This window comes from Pseudomonas sp. (assembly GCF_050739995.1).
Classification (GTDB): domain Bacteria; phylum Pseudomonadota; class Gammaproteobacteria; order Pseudomonadales; family Pseudomonadaceae; genus Aquipseudomonas.
Window position 1 is genome coordinate 1 of record NZ_JBOICG010000112.1, and the last position, 3,349, is coordinate 3,349.

A 3,349-nucleotide genomic window follows, 5' to 3' on the forward strand; every position below is an offset into this window, starting at 1 on the left:
AGTCGATGCTTCAGTCATTGACATACCGCTATCGCAGGCAAGCCAGCTCCCACATTGGATCTCCGGTGTTTTCGGAAAAGGAGCTGCGTTTGTGAGGTTGTTTCGTTGCATCTTATGGGCAGCACTGATGGGCTTTTGGGCACCATCGCTGTTCGCTCAGCCAACACACGCCCTGACGGTTTACGGCGAAGCGCCGAAGTACCCGGCCACGTTCAAACACCTGGACTACGTCAACCCGGACGCGCCCAAAGGCGGCAGCTTCCGGCGTTCGTCCATGGAGGGCGGGGCGTTTGATCATCTGATTCCGTATGTCGACAAAGGCACCGGCATCACCCAGATCCAGGGCTGGCTGTACAGTCCACTGGCGTACCGCTCCCAGGATGAGCCTTACACCGTGTATGGCCTGGTAGCGCAGTCCATGGAGCTGGCGCCGGACCATTCCTGGTTGCGCTTCACCCTCAACCCCAAGGCGCAGTTCGCCGATGGCACGCGCATCACCGCGCAAGACGTGGCCTACACCTTCAAGCTGTTCACCACCCAAGGCAGCCTGGCTTATCGCCAAAGCTTTGCCGATGTGGACCAGGTGCTGGTGGAGTCACCGAGCCAGGTGCGTTTTACCTTCAAAAGTGCCGACAACCGCACCTTACCCCTGGATATCGCGTCGCTGCCGGTGCTGCCGGAACATTGGTGGCGTGGGCGTAACTTTGCCAACGGCGGTGGCTTTGAACCACCTCTGGGCAGCGGCCCGTACCGCATCAGTGCGGTGGACAACGGTCGCAGCGTCACCTTTGAACGGGTCAAGGACTGGTGGGGCAAAGACCTGCCGGTGAGTCGGGGGCAATACAACTTCGACACCCTGCGCCTGGAGTTTTTTGGCGATACCGACGTGTCGCGCCAGATCCTGCAAGCCCAGGGGTATGACTTCAACCGCGAGTTTTCTGCCACCAGCTACTCGGTGGGCTACGACGGCGAGGCGTTGCGCGATGGCCGCCTGCAACGTGAACACCTGGCGCCGCACGCAGTGCAGGGTACCCAGGGGTTTGTGTTCAACCTGCAAAAACCGCCGTTCCAGGATCGCCGCGTGCGCGAGGCGTTGAGCCTGTTGTGGGATTTCGACTGGAGCAACCGCCAGATGATGCACGGCATGTACCTGCGCCAGCGCAGCTTCTTTTCCCGCAGCGCCCTGTCCGCCAGCCAACTGCCGGATGCCGAAGAGTTGGCGATTCTGGAACCCTGGCGTGGGCGCATTCCCGATGAAGTCTTCACTCAGGTCTACCAACCGCCCCACACCGATGGCAGCGGCCGCATTCGCCCGCAACAGGCCCGCGCCTTGAAACTATTGGAGGAGGCCGGCTGGACGCCGCATGGAGATCAACTGGTGAATGCCCAAGGCACACCGTTGCAATTCACTTTCCTCAACAGCCAGAAGGGCTTCGAACGTTTGTTGCTGCCCTACAAACGCAACCTGGCGCAGATCGGCATCGGCTTCAATATCCGCCTGATCGACGCCGCCCAGTACACCAACCGGGTGCGCGCCCGGGACTACGACATGATCGTCGCCGGCTACCCGGTCAGCCCCTCGCCGGGGCGCGAGCTGATCAACTACTTCGGCTCCGACAGTGCCGACGATCCGGGCTCCAACAACTACATGACCCTGCGCAACCCGGCAGTGGATGCCTTGATCGACGGCCTGGTGCGCGCCGGCGACCGGCCGACCATGGTGCGTTACGCCCACGCCCTCGACCGTGTCCTGCAGTGGGGCTTCTACTGGATTCCCAATTACTACCCGCCGGGCTCATCCACGCTGTGGTGGAACCGTTTCGGCCGCCCGCACACCGCGCCACTGAATGAAGTGGGCATCGACACCTGGTGGGAACTGAGCCCCACGCCGCTGACCACCGCGCAAATGCGCCAACTGACTGAGGTGTCCCAACATGCTGGCCTATAGCGCGCGCCGTTTACTGCTGATCGTGCCAACCCTGTTGTGCATCCTGCTGGTCAATTTCTTTATCGTGCAGGCCGCGCCGGGTGGCCCGGTGGAACAAGCCATCGCCCGCTTGCAAGGGATCGGCACCCAGGCATCGGTGGCGGGCACCCGGGTAGAAAGCGGCAGCAATGAATCGCGCACCCAGCGTGGGTTGGACCCGGTGCTGGTGGCCGAGATCGAACGTCAATACGGTTTCGACAAACCCTTGGGCGCGCGCCTGTGGCTGATGCTCAGCCGCTATGCGCAGTTGGATTTCGGCGACAGTTTTTTCCGTGGGGCCAAGGTTACCGACCTGATTCTGCAAAAGCTGCCGGTGACCTTGTCGTTGGGCTTCTGGGCCACGTTGATCAGTTACCTGGTATCGATCCCGCTGGGCATCCGCAAAGCCGTGCGCCATGGCAGCCGCTTCGATGTATGGAGCAGTGCGGCGGTGATCATCGGCCATGCGATGCCAGCGTTTTTGTTCGCCCTGTTGCTGATCGTGGTGTTCGGTGGTGGCAGCCTGTTGAACTGGTTCCCGGTGCGTGGGTTGGTCTCGGAGAACTTCGCCGACCTGTCGTGGCCGGGCAAGGTGCTCGACTATTTCTGGCACTTGGTACTGCCGGTGCTGGCGCTGGTGATCGGCGGTTTTGCAACCTTGACCATCCTTACCAAGAACAGCTTTCTGGATGAAATCAGCCGCCAGTACGTGGTGACGGCGCGGGCCAAAGGCTTCAGCGAACAGCAGGTGCTCTACCGGCATGTGTTCCGCAACGCGATGTTGCTGATTGTAGTGGGCCTGCCCCAGGCGCTGATCGCGATGTTGTTCGGCGGCTCATTGCTGATCGAGGTGATTTTCTCCCTCGATGGTCTCGGCCGCCTGAGCTACGAGGCGGCGGTGGCGCGGGACTATCCCGTGGTGTTCGGCACGCTGTTTATCTTCACCTTGGTCGGGTTGGTGATCAAATTGCTCGGTGATTTGTGCTACCGCCTGCTCGACCCTCGGCTCGATTTCTCCGCGAGGGCCCAGTGATGTCGGTTTTTTCACCTATTACCCGCCGTCGCTGGCTGCACTTCAGGCGCAATCGCCGAGGCTGGTGGTCGCTGTGGATCTTTCTGGCGCTGTTCACCGCGTGCCTGGGCGGCGAGCTGTTGGCCAATGACAAACCGCTGTTGGTGGCCTACAAGGGCCAGTGGTATTTCCCGGCCTTTGCGCGCTACACCGAACAGGACTTCGACGGCACGTTGCCGTTTCAACCGGACTACCGTGATCCCTATGTGCGCGAGCTGATCGAGCAGAGCGGCTGGCTGTTGTTCGCACCCATCCCGTTCAGTGATGACACGGTCAACTACGACCTCACCGCGCCATCGCCCACCCCGCCC

Annotated in this window: 2 protein-coding genes and 1 pseudogene; all 3 read left to right on the plus strand. The window is 61.4% G+C overall.

Annotation, left to right across the window (positions count from 1 at the left end; all coding sequences use genetic code 11):
* The first annotated feature begins 127 nt into the window (after positions 1–127).
* Complete coding sequence (locus ACRESD_RS03795) at positions 128–1,948, plus strand: extracellular solute-binding protein (RefSeq protein WP_431749699.1); 1,821 nt, start codon at positions 128–130, stop codon at positions 1,946–1,948.
* Positions 1,935–2,999 carry a microcin C ABC transporter permease YejB gene (locus tag ACRESD_RS03800; RefSeq protein WP_431749700.1) on the plus strand — a complete coding sequence of 355 codons (1,065 nt, stop codon included), beginning with the start codon at positions 1,935–1,937 and terminating at the stop codon, positions 2,997–2,999. The genes ACRESD_RS03795 and ACRESD_RS03800 overlap by 14 nt, the downstream gene beginning before the upstream one ends.
* A pseudogene (locus ACRESD_RS03805) lies at positions 2,999–3,349 on the plus strand (ABC transporter permease); the annotation flags it as partial. The gene ACRESD_RS03800 and the pseudogene ACRESD_RS03805, both read left to right, overlap by 1 nt.

Coding starts and splice junctions, on each gene's coding strand:
- ACRESD_RS03795 (WP_431749699.1), top strand. CDS start 128: ATGGGCTTTTGGGCACCATCGCTGTTCGCTCAGCCAACACACGCCCTG.
- ACRESD_RS03800 (WP_431749700.1), top strand. CDS start 1,935: ATGCTGGCCTATAGCGCGCGCCGTTTACTGCTGATCGTGCCAACCCTG.